Source organism: Pseudomonas sp. St290 (genome assembly GCF_018325805.1).
Lineage (GTDB): Bacteria > Pseudomonadota > Gammaproteobacteria > Pseudomonadales > Pseudomonadaceae > Aquipseudomonas > Aquipseudomonas bijieensis.
Genome location: NZ_AP014703.1, coordinates 3,976,784 through 3,993,885, shown reverse-complemented (window position 1 = coordinate 3,993,885; position 17,102 = coordinate 3,976,784). Strand labels below are relative to the sequence as shown.

At 63.8% G+C, this 17,102-nt stretch carries 8 protein-coding genes; 4 read left to right on the top strand and 4 right to left on the bottom strand.

Translation table 11 applies throughout. The features are described from left to right. Positions 1-6: 6 nt before the first annotated feature. The 4 genes from PBDP_RS17410 to PBDP_RS17395 all read right to left on the bottom strand — a co-directional run bounded on the left by PBDP_RS17410 (position 7) and on the right by PBDP_RS17395 (position 8,658). Positions 7-3,069 carry a non-ribosomal peptide synthetase gene (locus tag PBDP_RS17410; protein ID WP_212801047.1) on the bottom strand — a complete coding sequence of 1,021 codons (3,063 nt, stop codon included), beginning with the start codon at positions 3,067-3,069 and terminating at the stop codon, positions 7-9. Positions 3,070-3,180: 111 nt separating this feature from the next. Further along, positions 3,181-4,227: a TauD/TfdA family dioxygenase gene (locus PBDP_RS17405; protein ID WP_109753165.1), complete on the bottom strand. Its 1,047-nt coding sequence runs from the start codon at positions 4,225-4,227 to the stop codon at positions 3,181-3,183. Positions 4,228-4,244: 17 nt separating this feature from the next. Continuing rightward, on the bottom strand, positions 4,245-7,673 hold the full coding sequence (locus tag PBDP_RS17400) for a condensation domain-containing protein (protein ID WP_212801046.1): 3,429 nt from the start codon (positions 7,671-7,673) through the stop codon (positions 4,245-4,247). 7 nt (positions 7,674-7,680) lie between these two features. Next, entirely contained in the window at positions 7,681-8,658 is a 978-nt protein-coding gene (locus tag PBDP_RS17395) for a TauD/TfdA family dioxygenase (RefSeq protein ID WP_212801045.1), read from the bottom strand. A 248-nt stretch (positions 8,659-8,906) separates the two neighbouring features. Here PBDP_RS17395 and PBDP_RS17390 point away from each other — a divergent pair, with 248 nt between their 5' ends. From PBDP_RS17390 to PBDP_RS17375, 4 genes are all read left to right on the top strand, one after another. After that, a complete protein-coding gene (locus tag PBDP_RS17390) occupies positions 8,907-10,970 on the top strand; it encodes a TonB-dependent receptor (RefSeq protein ID WP_109753162.1) in 2,064 nt (687 codons plus the stop codon). 108 nt (positions 10,971-11,078) lie between these two features. Beyond that, positions 11,079-12,500, top strand: coding sequence for a diaminobutyrate--2-oxoglutarate transaminase (locus tag PBDP_RS17385; RefSeq protein WP_109753161.1), 1,422 nt, complete (start codon positions 11,079-11,081; stop codon positions 12,498-12,500). A 69-nt stretch (positions 12,501-12,569) separates the two neighbouring features. Further along, the gene (locus PBDP_RS17380) at positions 12,570-13,724 is read left to right on the top strand and encodes an efflux RND transporter periplasmic adaptor subunit (RefSeq protein WP_212801044.1); all 1,155 of its coding nucleotides are present in this window, start codon (positions 12,570-12,572) and stop codon (positions 13,722-13,724) included. A gap of 26 nt (positions 13,725-13,750) precedes the next feature. Then, positions 13,751-16,876, top strand: a complete 3,126-nt coding sequence (locus PBDP_RS17375) for a multidrug efflux RND transporter permease subunit (RefSeq protein WP_212801043.1) — start codon at positions 13,751-13,753, stop codon at positions 16,874-16,876. Positions 16,877-17,102: the final 226 nt, after the last annotated feature.

Here is a 17,102-nt window from a genome sequence, read left to right as displayed (position 1 = left end):
AGCCGTTCACAGGTCGGCCTCGTCCAGTTCGGCCAGCAACGCTTGCATTTCGTCATCGGACAGGCCCGAGGCGCTGAACTCGGTGCTGTCGGCTTGCGGCTCGGCGGCGTTCGGGGCCAGCGGTTGCGCGACCTCGGCCATGGCGGCGATGGTCTGGCGTTCGAAGACTTGCTTGGCCGAGAGTGCGATGCCTTGCTCATGGGCCTGGGCCACCACTTGCAGGCTCAGGATCGAGTCGCCGCCGATGGCGAAAAAGTTGTCGGTGACGCTCACGGTCGAGAGCTTCAAGACCTTGGCGACGATGGCTTGCAGGGTGGTCTCCATGGCATTGCGCGGCGCCACATGGGCGCTTTCATCGAACTGGTCCGGGTCGGGCAACTGGCGAGTGTCGAGCTTGCCGTTGGGCGTGCGCGGGAAGCTCGCCAGGGTAAGCACCTGGGCCGGCACCATGTATGACGGCAGGTGCTCGCCGAGGAAGCGCTTGATCGCCTCGGAGTCCGGTGCGTAGCCATGAGCGGCCAGGATGTAGGCGAGCAGGCGCTTGCCGGCGGCCTGTTCCTGGACGATCACCGCGGCTTCGCGCACGTCGCTGTGGCTGCACAACTGGCGTTCGATTTCCCCCAGCTCGATGCGGTAGCCGCGGACCTTGACCTGATGATCCTTGCGTCCGAGGAACGCCAGGCGTCCGTCGGCCAGCCAGCACGCCAGGTCGCCGGTGCGGTAGGCACGAGTACCGTCGGCCAGGGTGACGAAGGCCTTGGCGGTTTCTTCGGGCTTGTTGCGGTAGCCGCGGGCCAGGGTCGGGCCGGCGAGGACGATTTCTCCCGGCTCGCCGATGCCGCAGGCGGTGTCGAATTCGTTCAGCAGGCGCAGGTCCATGCCGGCGATCGGACGGCCGATGCTGACGTTCCGATTGGGCTCCAACACCTCATAGGTGGCCCAGACAGTGGCTTCCGTGGGGCCGTATTCGTTCACCAGCCGGGCGTGGGGCAGAGCCTTGCTGTGTTGCGCGATCAGCGACGGCGGACAGGCTTCGCCGGCGACGATCCAGCAGGCGAGGCTGTCGGCTCCGCCACTGCGTTGCAACTGATCGAGCAGGGCCTGGTAGAGCGACGGCAGCGACAGACCATGGCTGACCTGATGCTGGGTAATCAACTGGGCCAGGCGAGACATCTCCAGCTCTTCACCTGGGGCGGGCAATACCAGGCGTGCGCCTTGGGCCAGGGTCCAGAAAATCCCGGCGACCGAACTGTCGAAGGCAAACGACGACAGCAGCAGGTAGGCGCGCACTGGCGTCGCATAGGCGGCCATGCGCACCTGGGTCGAGAAGCTCAGGGCGCCGTGGCTGATTTCCACGGCTTTCGGCGCACCGGTCGAGCCCGAGGTGTAGATCAAGTAGGCGAGGTCGTTCGCGTCTGGCAACGGCAGTGTCGGCAAATCGCCGAGGTCCGGCGTTGCCAGGTCATCCAGCACGAAGCGTTGCAGGCTGGCCGGCACGCTGTCGGCCAGTTCGGCGCTGACCACGATGTGGGCAATGGCGCTGTCGGCGAGCATGTAGGCGCGGCGGTCGGCCGGGTAGGTCGGGTCGATTGGCACGTAGGCGCCACCGGCTTTCAAGACGGCGAGCATGGCGACAATGGCCGCGTTGCTGCGGGCGAACAGGATGCCGACAGGCACCCCGGGGCCGATGCCGGCCGCGACCAGCCGATGGGCCAGCTGTGTGGCGCAGGTATCGAGGCGGCTGTAGCTCAGGTCGCCGTCCTTGTCGCTGAGAGCGATGGCGTCCGGCTGTTGGCGAACCTGACGGGCGATCAACTCCACCAGTGTCAGCGGTTCGATGGAGGGCACGTTCGCATTGGTGCCGATCAGCTGCGATTGCAGCGCTCCACCCAGGGGCAGTTGGGCCCAGGCCCGTTGCGGTTCCGCCAGGGCGCCTTGCAGCAGTTGCAGCCATTGCTCGGCGAGGCAACCCGCCGCGTCGGCACTGAGGGCATGGCGATCGTAGATCAACTGCGCGTGCAGGCTGTCGGGCAACTGGCGCACGTTCAGGCACGCCTTCAACGGGTTCATCACCGCGCTGGCATGGCGCTCCCGGGCATCGCCCAAACGCCAGGCAAAGGCATAGTCGGCGTTGAGGTGGCCGGTGTAATAGTCTTGCCAGCCGATTGCTCGCTCCAGGGTGGCGGCCACTTGCGTGCTTTGCTCCAGCAGGGTCGCCTGGGCATCCAGTTCGATGTTCACGGGCAGGCACTGCTCGAACAGGCCCAGGGTATCCGCCAGTTCCGCACCGCGACTTTCATGGATCAGGGCGAGTGGCACCTGTTGCTGGCCGGCCAGTCGGCCCAGCACCGCTGCCCATGCAGCCAGCAGCAGGTCCGGGGTCAGGGCCGGGTGACGGGCGAGGTCGGTCGACAGTCTCAGGTCCAGTCGGACGGGCGCAAATCCGCCATCGAGGGCCGATTCGAGCGGTAACTGCAAGGTGGCCGCTTCGGTTTCGCCCGAAGGTTTCCAGAAACTCACGCCCGGATGGTCCGGCGCCTCCTCGACCAGGCTCCAGCGCCATTCGGCGTAATCGGCGTACTGCAGGGTTTCGGACAGGTCCGTGAGAGTGTCCTGCAGCAGTGCACCGGCCAGCCATTTCAGGCTGGCGAGGTCGAAGTGGCTGCTGGCCGCCGCCAGGTCCAGGATTGCTTGCTCATCGGACAGGCGCACCAGGGTCACGCACAGAGGGGTTGTCCAGTCACGGGGCTGATCGGCGAGCCGAGTCAGCGCGGCGTCCTGGTCGGCGCGGCTGTGCTGGCGCAGGTCCTGCAGGTTCACCGCCAGTGAGCCGGCTTCGTCAATCACCTGCACCGGGTCGCGCAGGCCGAGTACGGGCATCAGTCGCGTGCGCAGGATTTCGCTGCCGGCCACCAGGGCTTGCAAGCGGTTGTTCAATGCGTCGACGTCCAGCGGTTGCGACAGCGACCATTGCAAATGACAGCTGAACGGGTGCTCCGCCGCGCCGTTGATGTGGGGGTAAACCGATGCCTGTTGCGGTGAAATACGAAAACCTTGAAGTCCGCTCATGTTCATCTCGACTGGAAAAGGGCTTGAGCCTGGATCACCGCACAGACGCCGGGGCTTGCTGGACACGTGTCAGGCAAGCCTCCTGTGAACGGCGGGTGGACCCGTTGAATGTCAGACGGCAACGTCGCTCGACAGCAGGGCTTCAGCCATGCCGGTCATGATGGCGCGCTTGCCGGTAAAGGGTTCGCGACCGTGCACGGCGAGCATGTTGTCGATGAACAACACGTCCCCCTGTTGCCAACTGAAACGCACCAGCGAGTCGAGGTAGGCCGCACGCAGCGATTGCAGTACGTGCGGCTCGATCGGTTCGCCATCGCCATAAAAGGTGTTGGTGGGCAGGTCGAGGTCGTTGAAGTTGCTTTGCAGCGAATCGCGGATGCGTTCGGGCAGGGTGCTGATGTGGAAGAACGTCGCGTGGTTGAACCAGACCTCTTCGCCGGTGCGCGGGTGGCGCACCACGGCCGGCCCGCGTTGGCGGGTGCGCAGGCGATTGTTGTCTTTCCATTCCACTTCGATGCCGACGCTGGCGCAGTAGGCCTCCACTTCGCGGCGGTCTTCGGACTGGAACACGGTCTGCCACGGCAGGCCGAAACCGTCGCCGTAGTTGCGAACGTACAGCACGCCTTTTTCCCGGAACCGCGCTTCGATCTGCGGGCTGATCCTGGCCTTCACGGCGCGGGTCGAACCAATCGGTGTTTCACCACCTGTCTCGGACGGCAGTTGGCAGTAGAAGAACAGCCGCAGCGGGAAGCGCGGCGAATAGGAGTGTTCGTTGTGGGGGAAAATCATCTGGTCGGCCGGGTAGTCGGTCGAGGTGTAGATGTTGCCGCCGACCCGTGTCCGGGGCGAGGCGCGGAACATGTATTCCAGCGCGCCGGGGGAGAGGGCGGCGATCACCTGGTCGAACTGTTCGACGGACGCGACGTTGAAGCCGCGAAACAGCAGGGCGCCGTACTCCAGCAGTTTCTTTTCCAGCGACTGGCGTTCCCGGGCGGCCCAGGCGACCAGGTCGACGCCACTGACCGCCGGCTCGATCACCAGGGGCAGGGCGTGGTCCGGGCTGAGCAGGCGCTCGGTCACCAACTGTTGTTCCGAGACGCTCATGGCTTTGCGACGCACGGCGCCGAGGGCGCGTGGCGATGGGGGCACGATAGACATAACGGCATCCGACTCGGTTAAAGGGACAAGGAGCGACGTTTGGCTTGCATCAGCTGGCTGCGACCGGCCAGCGCCTGGGACTGTTGCCGCTCGCGGGCGAAGGCCTGGTCCCAGCTGTCGATGCGTTCGGCCAGCGCCGGCAACGGCTCGTCCAGCAGGCTGTGTAGCTGTTCCAGCAGGCACGTCCACAGGTGTTGCAGACGCGAGGCACGGTCCTGATCGAAGTATTCACCGCGATACTTGAGGGTCGCGGCGAGGCCTTCGCTGCCGTGCACCAGGTCGAGCACCAGGTGAAAATCCCCCGGTGCCTGTGCCACGTCCAGCGCGGACAAGTGCGCGCCGGCGATGGCGGTCGGGGCCACCCGCGACGGCTGATAGTTGAGCTTGACCTGGAACAGCGGCGAGTGACCGGGACGGCGCTGCGGCGCCAGGGCCGAGACCACCAGGTCGAAAGGCAGGCCTTGGTGGGCGTAGGCCAGGCGCGCTTCATCGCGCACCTGCCCAAGGAAACCGGCCAGGGTCGGTTCGCCGCGCAGGTCACAGCGCAGGGTCAACTGGTTGACGAAGAAGCCGATGACGTCGTTGTGCTCGGCCAGCGGCCGGCCGCTGACATCGGTGCCCAGCAGGAATTGCGGCTGGCCGCCCAGTTGCTTGAGCACCAGTTGGTAGCTGGCCAGCAACAGCATGAACAAGGTCATGCCTTGCTCGCGGGCCAGCGTCGTCAGCCGTTCGCAATTGGCCTGGGGCACGCTGAAGTCCAGGCTGTGCTGGCCCTGGGTCTTGCCGTTGCCACCCAGGTCCAGCGACTGCGGCAGGCCGGCCAGGTGCGCGCGCCAGAAATCCTGCTCGGCGGCGATCCGCTGTTCGCTCCAGTGCCGAGCTTCCCATTGGGCGAAGTCGAGGTATTGCACCGGCGACGAGGCGTCTGCCGAGCCGGCCAGCTCCGCCAACAGCACTTGCGCCGAGCGACCGTCGAAAGCGATGTGGTGCAGGGTCAGCAACAGGTCGTGGTGCTGGTCATCGCGGCTGAGCAACTGCGCTCGCAGCGCGGGGCCGGCGTCCAGGTCCACAGGTGTGGCGTGTTCGTTGGCCAGGTGGTCGCGCAGTGCTTGCTGTTGCTGCGCCTCACTCTGGCCACGCAAGTCATGGTGCGCCAGCGGGACCGCCGAAGCCGGCAGCACCCGTTGTTGCGGGCCTTCGACACCGTCGCGGTAGACGGTGCGCAAGACACTGTGGCGCTCGACCAGGGTGTTCAGGCGCAGTGCAAGTGTCTCGACGTCCAATGGCCCTTGCAGATGCAGGTGCAGCACCAGGTTGTGCTGGGTGTCGTCCGGGTTCAACTGACGCAGAAACCACAGGCGACTCTGGGCGAAAGACTGACGACCCTGCTGGGTGTCGAGGCGCTCGCTCAAGGTCTCGGAGGTTGGCGACGCCTGTCCCAGGAAGTCCTGCAAGGCTTGCGCCCATTGCCCGAGGGTTTGTTCGCCGAACAGATCCTGGGTATCGAGGCTCCAGCCCAGGTCCCGGTGCAAGCGAGCGGCGAAGTCGGCCAGGCCGATGGAGTCCAGGCCCTGGCCTACCAGGCTGAGCTCGACGTTCGCCGAGAAATACGGGTTGACCTGGCGCAGCGTCTGTTCCAACCACTGACGGCACGCCGCCGGGGCGAGGTGCGATGCCTCGGCTACCAGGCGCTTGAGCTGGTCAAGGTCGACGGCTTCGCTATCGTCGGCGAGGGCCCCAGTGCTCTGGGCAATGATGCTCAGGGTGCCCGCGGCCAATTGTTTGCGCGCGCCTTGACGGGCGATCTTGCCGCTGGTGGTCATCGGGATGGTGCCGGCTTGCACCAGCACAATCTGGTCGATGCCACAGTCGGCGGCTTCGCGCACGGCATTTTGCATCGACGCGAACAGCGCCGGGTGATGGGCCGGGTCGACGAACTTGCGTTGCGGCTCGGCGACGATCACCAGTTTCTCGCGGCCCAGTGCCGGGTCCATTTCCGAGAAGGCGGCGATGCGCCCGGTACGGATGCCCGGCTCGGCGTCGGTAATGGCGAATTCGATGTCGTGGGGGTAGAGGTTGCGACCGTTGAGAATCAGCAGATCCTTGAGCCGCCCGCAGATCACCACCTGGCCTTCGTGCATGAAGCCCAGGTCGCCGGAGCGCAGGTAATGCTCCGATGAGCCGATGATCTGTGCTTCAAAGGCTTCGCGAGTGGCCGTGGGGTTCTTCCAATAGGATTCGGCGTTGCTCGGGCCCTTGAGCCAGACTTCGCCAATGCGATCGTCAGCGCAGCGCTCAAAGGTTTGTGGATCGACGATGGCGATGCTGTGCAAGGCTTGCGGGTAGCCGCAGGCGACGAACTCCACGGCGGCGGCATCGGCAGCCGCCAGGGCCACGCGGCCGGTCTCCAGCACGGCTTTGTCCAGGCGCAGCACCACCGGCAGCGCGTCGGCCGGTGTGGCGCTGACGCACAGGGTGGCTTCGGCCTGGCCGTAACCGGGGCTGATGGCCAACGGGTTCAGGCCGCATGCGGCAAAGCGCTGGGCGAAGGCTTCCAGGGTGCCTGGGTGGATCGGTTCGGCGCCGTTGATGGCGTGTTTCCAGGCGCTCAGGTCGAGCTGTGCGATCAGGCTATCGCTGACCACGCGGTTGCACAGGGCATAGGCGAAGTTGGGGGCGAAACTGGCGGTGGCGCGGTAGCGACTCAGCGCCTGCAACCAGGTCGACGGCGCATTGACGAACGTCTGGGACGCCATCAGATAGCAGGGCATGCCGCTGTAGAGCGGGGCCAGCATCCCGCCGATCAGACCCATGTCGTGGTACAGCGGCAGCCAGTTGACCATGGCGCCGTGTTCGTCGAAACCGTACGCCTGGCGCATCAGTTCGACGTTGGCGATCAGGTTGCGCTGACGCACCTCGACGCCTTTGGGCGAGCCGGTAGAGCCCGAGGTGTATTGCAGGAAGGCCACGGTCGAACCATCGATGGCCGGGCGTTGCCACTGGCCGGCCGGGGGCGTGCCCAGGTCCTGTACGGTCAGCACCTCGACGCGGCCCTCCACCAGTTCCAGCAAGCCTTCGCAATAGTCCGCCGGTGCGAGAATCAGCGCCGGTTCGGCATCCACCACCACGTTGCGGACGCGGTCGAGATGGCGCGGTTTGCGCGACGGCGGCGGAAACAACGGCACGGCAATCAAGCCGGCATACAGGCAGGCACAGAAGGCGCGGGCGTAGTCGAGGCTGGTGGGCAGCATCAGCAACACCCGGTCGCCCGCTGCATAACGCGCTTGCAGCGCGGCCGCCAGGGATCGGGATTGCTCGTGCAGTTGGGCAAAGGTCAGGGTTTCGCCGATCTCTACGCCGTCCGGCAGGAAATGCAGGGCGGCACGCTGAGGGAAGTGCTGGGCGTTGGCTTCCAGCACGTCGATCCAATGTTCGAATGAAAACATGTGCAATTCACGCCATGGCCACGATGACTTTGCGGTCACCGGTGAAAGGATTGCGACCGTGTGCCACCAGTCGGTTGTCGAGCATCAGGACGTCGCCGGGCTGCCAGGGAAAACTGATGGCGGTCTCGCGGTAGACCTCGCGCACGGTGTCGAGCATGTCGTCGGCAATCGGCGAGCCGTCGCCGAAATAGACATGGCGCGGCAGGTTCTCTTCACCCACCGCCGCCAGCAGGCTGGCGCGTACGCTCGGTTCTATGGCCGAGACGTGGAACAGGTGCGCCTGGTTGAACCAGACCCACTCACCGGTCTCGGGATGCTGCTGCACGGCGGCGCAACGCTGGCGGGTGCGCAGGTCGCCATCGGCTTTCCATTCCCACTCGATGTCGTTGTCCTGGCAATAGCGTTCGACCTGGGCACGGTCCTGGGTGTTGAAGACTTTCTCCCAGGGCAGGTCCAGGGCGCCGCTGTAGTTGCGCACGTAGAGCAACTCACGGCTGGCGAACAGCTCGCGAATCTCGGCAGGCATGCGCTGGTAGATCAGGCGGCTGTCGGCAATCGGGGTCTCGCCACCGGTTTCGCTGGCCTTGATGCAGTGGAACCAGATGCGCGAAGGCCAGGGCCGGGTGTAGGCCTGCTCGTTGTGCAACGGGATGAGTTGATGGGCCGGGTACTCAGTGGAGCTATAGATCCCGGCGAAGACTTTGCTGCGCGGCGTGGAGCCGAATTCGTAACTGGCCAGCGGTGCACCGAAGCTGGCAGCGAAGCGCTTGAAATCGATGGGCGTGGCGACGGTGAAACCGCGGAACAACACGCCGCCTACCGTGGTCAGGGCATGGGCCAGGCCGTCGCGGATCGAGGCGTCCAGATCGTGGATCGACTGTCCCGGTGCCGCCTGTACCAGCACGGGTAACGACTGCGCGCTTGCATCCGTGGGCGCCATTGAAAAAAGCTCGGAACGCCCGTTCAGGTGTTCGATTGAGGTCATCCTTGTGCATCCTCTTTTGTCTTCTTCGACCAGTCACAGGACCTTGAAAGCAGGGCAGCGGTCGGGTGTGTAGGACTCGTCTGTAATGTATCCAGATCAATACAAGACGACATACTAGGTACAAATGAGATGGATTATCAATACTATTTATTTAATTTTTTTTTTGGATTAGACTCCGCTCCGCTGGCGCCAAACAGCCTTCGGCCAGCTCAAAAAACCTAAAAATATCTGTCGCAGGGGAGCGGGGCGTGAATTTCAAAAAGAACACAATTGCGTTGGCTGTGGGGTCGGCCATCGGCTTGAGCAACGGCGCATGGGCGGCTGAAGAAGCGAGCAAGATGGAGATCGCTCCCATCACCGTGACGGGTGAAAAAATCGACCGTACCCTCGAGAAAACCCAATCCAGCGTCGTGGTCGTCACCGACAAGAACCTGCGTGAGCATGGCGACAAGGACCTGGTGGATGTCTTTGCCCGTACGCCCGGCGTCTATAGCCAGGCCGGCAATGAGAACTGGGGTATTCGTGGCGTGCCGGTGTCCGGTTTCGACGACCAGGGCCCGGCGGCCCTCAACGGTGCGGTATCGGTGTATGTCGACGGTGCCGTGCAGCCGAACCGCGCGCTGACCCTCAGCCCGGTCCCGCTCTGGGATGCCGAGCAGGTCGAAATATTCCTGGGGCCACAGTCCACCACACAGGGTCGTAACTCCCTGGCCGGTGCGGTGGTCATCCAGACCAAAAATCCAACCTTCGAGCCTTCCTTCTCGGCGCAAACCAATGTGGGGAACTATGGTGAGCACGGAGCGGCCGTGGCGGGTGGTGGGGCGATCGTGGATGAGAAGATCGCCGGGCGTATTGCCGTGGATTATTCCGACGGTGACGGCTACATCCGCAACACCACGCTCGATAAAGATGCCAACCCGCATCGCACCAGCAACGCCCGCGGTAAATTGCTGATCCTGCCCAATGACGACACTGACGTCTTGCTGACTTATGCCCATAACGAACACCGCCAGGGTGACCGCTCGACGATGCGCGGTTCCGATGGCAAGCCGAGCTATTACGACATCGCGTCCAATACCGAAGCCTTCGACAACCTCAAGCAAGACACCCTCAGCGCCAAGGTGGATTATCGCCTGAACGATGCCTGGTCGCTGACCAGCATGACCGCCAATACCAGCACGGACTACAGCAACCGTCTGGATTTTGACCAGAATGCGGTGGACAACGAGGTCGTTCTGCGTAAGCAAGACGGGAACCTGTTCAGCCAGGAACTGCGTCTGAATTACGCCTCGGACACGGTGAAGAGTTTCGTCGGCGCCTACTATGGCCACAACACCAACAAGTTCCACGACCGGCTGCTGTTCGATGACGTGCTGGTGCGTACCGTCAAAGGTGATACCAAGATTGAAAACAAGGCGGTGTTCGGTGAAGTCAACTGGACGTTCGCGCCGCGCTGGACGTTGATCACCGGCCTGCGTTACGACCACGAGACGAACAATACCGATATCGAGGAGGACGGCCGTTTCGTTCCCGAGAAAATCAAGAAGTCGTTTGATGCCGTGCTGCCGAAACTGGGCATCGACTATGAACTGGCCACGGACCAGTACCTCGGATTCATGGTGCAGAAGGGCTATCGCGGTGGTGGTGTCAACCTGCGCTCCGGTAGCGGTCACCAGGCCTACGACCCGGAATACACCACCAACTACGAGCTGTCCTATCGCGGTTCGTTCTTCGACAAGACCCTGCGCGCCCGCGCCAACCTGTACTACACCGACTGGAAAGACCAACAGGTCAGCGTGCGGCAGTCTGGCAGCAACGTCATTGATATCTACAACGCCGGTCGCAGTGACATCAAGGGCCTGGAAGTCTTCGTCGAAAAAGACATCACCGAACAACTGACCCTGAACGTCGGTGGTGCCATTACTGACAGCAAATACAAGGACTTCGTCGCTGACAATGGCCAGGACAGGAGCGGTGAATCGTTCCTCTACTCGCCTAAATACAAGGCCTCGGTGGGTGGTGTCTATCGCTTCGACGATCGCCTGATATTCGGCACGGACATTGTCTATCAGAGCACCGCGCCTTCGGAGTACGAATTCGACTCAAACGGCAAAGTCAGTGGCGAGCGTAAGAGCGACGCCTATGTGCTGGTGAACTTCAACACCGAGTACAAAGTCACCAAGAACGTCGCCGTGTCCGCCTACGTCAAGAATGCGTTCGACAAGGAGTACGTCACCAACAATCGCAACGACGACATCATCGACGTCGGCGCACCGCGCACGTTCGGCATGATCCTGCGTTACGACATGTAAACCCATGGGCGCGGGGAGGCAATCTCCCCGCGCCTGGTTTGCGGCTTCCCGGATGTGTGTTTCCAGGCTGTTTGTTCCCTTCCAAACCCAGCCTCCATGGAGGAAATCATGAGTGCTTTTTCGAATGTCACAGCGGGTGGCGCGCAACAGCTACGCCTGTTGCACACCGGCCTGTCGAGTCCTTACTGCCTCGATTCGACACCGTTGCTGGAACGCCAGCAACAGCAGGAATCCAACGCCCGCAGTTACCCGCGACGCATTCCCCTGGTGCTTGAAAGGGCCCATGGCATTTATGTGCAGGACAGTCGCGGGCAAGTGTTCGTCGATTGCCTGGCCGGTGCCGGCACCCTGGCGCTGGGGCATAACCATCCGGTAATCATCGAAGCCATCACCCAGGTCATGGCCGCTGGTGTGCCGATGCATACCCTGGACCTCATGACACCTGTGAAGGACGCATTCGTCCAAGAGATTTTCGCGTGCCTGCCCAGCGAGTTCGCTCGCCATGCACGCATCCAGTTCTGCGGCCCGAGCGGGGCCGATGCGGTCGAGGCCGCGCTCAAGCTGACCCGTACCGCGACGGGGCGGCATTCGGTCCTGGCGTTCGAAGGGGCCTATCACGGGATGACCCTGGGCACGCTGGCCATCAGCGGCAACCTGTCGCCGAAAAATGCCCTCGGCGCGTTGATGCCCGGTGTGCAGCGCCTGCCGTTTCCCCACGATTACCGCTGCCCGTTCGGGGTGGCCGGCGATCAGGCGGTCACGTTGAACGTGCGTTATCTGGAGCACCTGCTCAACGACCCGGAAAGTGGCGTGACCGCACCGGCGGCGATGATCCTGGAGCCGATCCAGGGCGAGGGCGGGGTGATCGCCGCGCCGGACCGCTGGCTGCAGGAGCTGCGCCGCTTGACCCAGGCCCATGGCATCCCGCTGATCGTCGATGAGATCCAGTGCGGCATCGCCCGCAGTGGGCGGATGTTCGGCTTCGAGCAATCGGGTATCACGCCGGATGTCATCACCCTGTCCAAAGCCATTGGCGGTGGGTTGCCGCTGTCGGTCATGGTCTATCACGAGTCGCTGGATGTCTGGCAGCCGGGTGCCCACGCCGGCACGTTCCGTGGCAATCAGCTGGCGATGGCGGCGGGCACCGCGACCTTGCGCTTCATTCGTGACCATGGCTTGGTCCAGCACGCCGAAACGGTGGGCGCGCACTTGCAAAAACACCTGCGGACACTGCAAAGCGAGTTCGCCTGGATCGGCGATGTGCGCGGTCGCGGCTTGATGCTCGGCATGGAAATCGTCGACCCGCAGGGTACCCTCGATGTACAGGGTCATCCGCCAGTGGACACGGCCCGGGCCAAGGCTTTCCAACAGGCCTGCCTGAAGCACGGATTGATCGTTGAACTGGGCGGACGCCACGGCGCAACCGTACGCTTGCTGCCGCCGCTGATCATCACCGAACAGGAAATCGATTTTGTCGCGAAAATCCTGTTCCAGGCCGCGAGCACGATCAACGAGCGCCCCGCGGGTTAATCATCCACCGATGTCCAGGGCTTGCCGACTGCCATCGGCAAGCCTTTTTTCATGGGGCAGGGAGTGACAATGCAGAAGAATTTCGCCTCGCTGAAACCCGCCTCGCTGTTGCTGCTGGTGCTTGGGTTAATCGCCTGTGGTGCCCAGGAACCGCGCGCCAGGCCCAGTGCGGCGTTGCCGCAGGTCAAGACCCTGACAGTCCAGCCGCGAGCGTTTGCCATGACCACTGAACTGCCCGGTCGGATCGAGCCGGTGCGCATCGCCGAGGTGCGGGCGCGGGTGGCCGGTGTGGTGCTGACCCGGCACTTCCAGGAGGGCAGTGACGTCAAGGCCGGCCAGTTGCTGTTCAGCATCGACCCGGCGCCGCTCAAGGCGGCGCTGATGCGCGCCGAAGGTGCGCTGGCCAGGGTCGAGGCCGATGTCTATCGGGCCAACGCCCAGGTGCAGCGCTTCAAGCAGCTGGTGGAGATCAGCGCCGTCAGCCCGCAGGCGTTCGACGAAGCCATGTCCGATCTCAAGAGCGCCCAGGCCAATCGCCTGGCGGCCCAGGCCGACCTGACCAGTGCCCGGCTCAACCTGGATTACTGCCAGGTGCGCGCACCGATCAGCGGCCGCATCGGTCGAGCCCTGGTCAGCGAAGGCGCGCTGGTGGGGCAGGACGAGGCGACGCAGATGGCGCGAATCCAGCAACTGGACCCCATTTACGCGGACTTCACCCAATCCGCCGATCAGGTGGTGGCCTTGCAGCAGGCGCTGGCCAGTGGGCGCCTGACCCTCGATGGCAGCGGTGCGGCCGAGGTGACGGTACAGGTGGGCAATCCCGCCCAGACCCGACGCGGCAAGTTGATGTTTTCCGATATTTCCGTGGACCGAAGCACCGGGCAAGTGACCTTGCGCGGCGAGTTCCCCAACCCGGACAACGTGCTGCTACCTGGCATGTACGTGCGGGTGGTGGCGCCGGCAGGGGTCGACCCACAAGCGCTGTTCGTTCCACAGCAGGCGGTACAGCGCGGTGCCGACGGCCAGGCCCGGTTGATGCTGGTGGATGTCGCTGGTGTGGTGCGCGAACGGGTGGTCAGCACCGGTGCGATGTTCGGCACCGACTGGCAGATCACCCAGGGGCTGGCGGCGGGCGAGCAGGTGGTGATCGAGCGGGCCGACAAACTCAGCGCGGGGACGCAGGTCCACGTGGTTACCTTGGCCGAGCAACAGGTTCGTAACTGACGGCCAGCGGCCTAGGGAAGAAAACGATGCCGGATTTTTTCATCAACCGTCCGAACTTTGCCTGGGTCATCACCTTGTTCATCGCCCTGGCCGGCGTACTGACTCTGGGCACCTTGGCGGTCAGCCAGTACCCGGACGTGGCGCCGCCGCAAATCAATGTCATCGCCAACTATCCGGGGGCCTCGGCGCTGATTGTCAGCCAGAACGTTACCAGCCTGATCGAAGAGGAGCTCAACGGCCTCAAGGGCTTGATCTATTACGAATCCAACAGCGCCAACGGCGGTGCCGAAACCACCATCACCTTCAAGCCGGGCACGGATCCCGACATGGCCCAGGTCGATGTGCAGAACCGCTTGCAGCGAGTGGTCGGCCGCTTGCCCCAGGCGGTGATCGAGCAAGGGCTGGAAGTGGAGCAGGCACGTTCCAACTTCCTCCTGGTGTATGCCTTGTCCTACACCGATGGCCAGCAGGACTCCGTCGGGTTGGCCGACTATGCCGCCCGCGCCATCAACAACGAAATTCGCCGGGTGGCCGGGGTCGGACGAGTGCAGATGTACACCGCCGAACGGGCCATGCGGATCTGGGTCGATCCGGCGCGGCTGGTGGGCTACAACCTGTCGATGGCCGATGTCGGCAGAGCCATCGCGGGGCAGAACATACAGGTGCCGGCTGGTAGCCTGGGTGAACGGCCGGGGCCAGCCGACCAGCAGATCACCGCCACGGTGATGGTACAAGGGCAGCTCGAATCGGTGGAGGCGTTCGGCAACATTGTGCTGCGGGCCAACGATGACGGTTCCAGCGTGCGGATCCACGACGTGGCGCGGGTCGAGCTGGGGCGCAAGGACTACCGCTTCGACGCGCGCCTGAACGGCAAGCCGGCGGCGGCCATGTCGGTGCAACTGGCACCGGGCGCCAACGCACTGCAAACGGCGGAGGCGATCAAGACGCGGCTCGCACAGCTGTCGAGCACCTTGCCGGCGAACATGGTCCTGAGCGTGCCGTATGACACCTCGTACTTTGTCGAGGTGGCAATCAAGCAAGTCATCTACACCCTGGCCGAAGCCATGGTCCTGGTGTTCCTGGTAATGCTGCTGTTCTTGCAGAACCTGCGCTATACGCTGATTCCGGCGGTGGTGGTGCCGGTCTGCCTGCTGGGAACGGTGGCGGTCATGGCCGCGCTGGGCTTCTCGATCAACATGATGACGTTGTTCGGCATGGTGCTGGCGATCGGGATCCTGGTGGACGACGCCATTGTCGTGGTGGAAAACGTCGAGCGGTTGATCGCCCAAGAACACCTGTCGCCCAAGGCCGCGACCCGCAAGGCCATGCGGCAGATCAGCGGGGCGATTGTCGGCATTACCCTGGTGTTGGCGGCGGTGTTCCTGCCGCTGGCGTTCATGGGCGGCTCGGTGGGCGTGATCTACCAGCAGTTTGCCGTGGCCTTGTCGGTGTCGATTCTGTTCTCCGGGTTCCTGGCGCTGACCTTGACGCCGGCCCTGTGTGCCACCGTGCTCAAACCTTTCGACCCGGCGCACCCGACCCGGCCCAACCGCTGGGCGAGCGCGTTCAATCGACGCTTCGAGGCCCTGGCCCAGCGTTATGAGCGGCTGGGCGCGAGCTGGGTTCGACGCGGTAGCCGCAGCCTGTGTCTGTACCTGGTGTTGCTGCTGGTACTCGGCTTCACCTATGCCCGGTTGCCGTCCTCGTTCCTGCCAGCGGAGGACCAGGGGTACATCGTCACCGATATACAGCTGCCACCCGCCGCATCGGCCGCGCGCACCGACGTGACGGTCCAGGCATGGGAGCGATATGCCCTGGCGCAACCAGCCACGGACCAGGTGTTGGCGATCATGGGGTTCAGTTTTTCCGGGGAGGGCGCCAATGCGGCGTTGTCGTATGTCACCCTCAAGGATTGGTCGCTGCGCGGTAGTGGGCAGGCCAGCGACGAGGTGGCTCGACGCGCGAACGACGCCTTTGAAGAGGTCGCCGATGGCACGTTGTTCAGCGTGGTGCCGCCGCCAGTCGACGGTCTTGGCACCTCCAGCGGCTTCGAGTTGCGCTTGCAGGATCTGGCGGGGCAGGGGCACGAAGCGCTATTGAAGGCGCGCAACCAGTTGCTCGAGGCAGCCAAGGCCTCGCCGGTGATTGACCATTTGATGGAGGATGGCCTGGCCGATGCACCGCAAATCAACGTCAGCATCGACCGTGAAAAGGCCGAGGCGCTGGGGGTGAGTTTCGATGTGATCAGTGCGGCGCTGTCCTCGGCGCTGGGTTCGGAGCAGATCAACGAGTTCGCCAATCAGGGACGGATGCAGCGGGTGATCATCCAGGCCGATGGCATGAGCCGGCAGACGCCGCAAGCGCTGCTGCGCCTGCAAGTGCCCAACCGCCAGGGGCGCCTGGTGCCTTTGGATGCGTTCAGCCGTTTTGAATGGCAGGTCGGGCCGTTGCAGATCGCTCGCTATAACGGCTCGGCATCGCTGCGTTTTTCCGGGGATGCCGCGCCGGGCTACAGCACCGGGCAGGCGATGCAGGCGTTGCAGGACATCGCCCGGCAGTTGCCAGCCGGTTTCAGTCTCGAATGGGCGGGGCTGTCGTTGCAGGAACAACAGGCCAGCGATCAGGTGCCGCTGTTGGTAGGGTTGTCGTTGACCATGGTTTTGCTGGTGCTGGTCGCCCTGTATGAAAGCTGGGCGATTCCCTTTGCCGTGCTGCTGATCGTGCCGGTGGGCATGCTCGGTTCGGTATTGGCGGTGACGGTGATGGGCATGTCCAATGATGTCTATTTCAAAGTGGGCTTGATCACGATCATCGGTCTTTCCGCCAAGAACGCCATCCTGATCGTCGAATTTGCCAAGGCCCTGCACGCTGAGGGTGCCAGCCTTGCGCAAGCGGCGGCTCAAGCGGCACGCCTGCGGTTCCGACCGATCGTCATGACCTCCCTGGCCTTCATCCTGGGAGTGATGCCCCTGGCGTTCGCCAGCGGTGCCGGTGCTGCCAGCCAGCGAGCGCTCGGCACCGGCGTGGTCGGCGGCATGTTGGCAGCGACCGTGCTCGGGGTTTTGTTCGTGCCGGTGTTTTACGTTCAGGTGCTGTCCGTCGCGAACCGCTTGCGTCGCCGCCGTGGTGCATCGATCGAGGAGGGCGCGTGACGTCCCGTTGATTCGGGCTGGGTGGAAGGCACTTCCGGCGATGGAAAACACCGAGCTCCAGGCAGTCGTTCAAGGTCCCTACAGTGATCACCAAACCCTGTGGGAGTGAGCTTGCTCGCGATGACGGCGGTACATCCGACATCACCGCCAACTGACCCACCGCTATCGCGAGCAGGCTCGCTCCCACAAGGGATTGCGGGTGTCCACGGCATTTGGAGTCGACACC

What these genes read in the sequence shown, in the direction of transcription:
- PBDP_RS17410 (WP_212801047.1), bottom strand. Translation starts at nt 3,069, where the DNA reads ATGAGCGGACTTCAAGGTTTTCGTATTTCACCGCAACAGGCATCGGTT.
- PBDP_RS17405 (WP_109753165.1), bottom strand. Translation starts at nt 4,227, where the DNA reads ATGTCTATCGTGCCCCCATCGCCACGCGCCCTCGGCGCCGTGCGTCGC.
- PBDP_RS17400 (WP_212801046.1), bottom strand. Translation starts at nt 7,673, where the DNA reads ATGTTTTCATTCGAACATTGGATCGACGTGCTGGAAGCCAACGCCCAG.
- PBDP_RS17395 (WP_212801045.1), bottom strand. Translation starts at nt 8,658, where the DNA reads ATGACCTCAATCGAACACCTGAACGGGCGTTCCGAGCTTTTTTCAATG.
- PBDP_RS17385 (WP_109753161.1), top strand. Translation starts at nt 11,079, where the DNA reads ATGAGTGCTTTTTCGAATGTCACAGCGGGTGGCGCGCAACAGCTACGC.
- PBDP_RS17380 (WP_212801044.1), top strand. Translation starts at nt 12,570, where the DNA reads ATGCAGAAGAATTTCGCCTCGCTGAAACCCGCCTCGCTGTTGCTGCTG.
- PBDP_RS17375 (WP_212801043.1), top strand. Translation starts at nt 13,751, where the DNA reads ATGCCGGATTTTTTCATCAACCGTCCGAACTTTGCCTGGGTCATCACC.